Source organism: Stenotrophomonas pictorum JCM 9942 (assembly GCF_001310775.1).
In the GTDB taxonomy this organism is placed as follows: domain Bacteria; phylum Pseudomonadota; class Gammaproteobacteria; order Xanthomonadales; family Xanthomonadaceae; genus Stenotrophomonas; species Stenotrophomonas pictorum.
The window spans coordinates 1-940 of record NZ_BAZI01000667.1; the positions used below are offsets into that span (position 1 = coordinate 1).

Sequence of the window (940 nt, forward strand, 5' to 3'; positions counted from 1 at the left end):
CGTGGCCATCGTCCTGCGCGTGTCCCTCGCCATGGCCCTCATCGGCACCGGCAACGGGCGCGTCGCTGGTCGGCGGCGGTTTGGCCCCGCCCTCGGCTTCCTCGCCGAGGAACTGGCCGTAGCGCAGGCGCAGGATGCGCTGGTCCACGCCGATCGCATCGGCGCGTTTGACGAAGGTGTCGGCATCGAGCGTGCGCTGCTGCTTCAACAGCGCCTCGGCGTCGATGATGATCTGCCGCTGGCTGCGGAAGTAGGCCGGCATCACTTTCTTGATCGCCCCTTCCAGGTCGCTGGCCTGCACCTGCTGCTCGCTGGGCAGGCGCAGGATCAGGCTGGCGCTGCGTGTCTCCTGCGGCTGCGGGCTGCGGTTGTCGCGTACGCTCAGGCGGGCGACCACTTCGTCGCCCGGTTCAAGGCCGAGTGCGGCCAGGTCGGCGGTGTAGGCGAAGCGCCGTGCGGTGACCGGTCCGCTACCGGCCAGGGTGAGCTGGCGCTGCTGGAAGGTGATGTTCTCGCCGCTGCCCTTGGCGGTGGTGATCGCCAGCGTCGCGGCACTGTTCACGCCGAAATCGTCGCTGGCCTCGAAGCGCAGCTGCCAGGTGCGCTGGCGCGGTGCGGCCTGGCTGAGCGTCTGTGCCGGCGTGATCACCTTCACCTGCGGCGGGCGATCCCCCACCACGTCGAGCCGATAGGCGCGTCCGGCCTCGGCCATGGCCGGTGTCGTGTGGAGGCGGTACAGGCCTGCGCGCAGCAACACGTCGCTGCCGCGCCAGTAGTCGCCATCGCGCCGCAGGGCGACCCGGCGACCATCATGGAACTGCAGCCACGCCTGTTGTGGCTGGGGGCCGAACTGCAGACGCCACTGCAGACGGCTGCCTTGCAGGGCGCGTGCATCGAGCGTGTCGCCGGCCGTTGCCGCCTGGCCGCTGTAGGCCGGCGG

General features: G+C 70.7%; 1 pseudogene. It reads right to left on the reverse strand.

From position 1 onward, the window contains the following. Positions 1-940 (reverse strand): annotated as a pseudogene (locus JCM9942_RS16920) (hypothetical protein); the annotation flags it as partial.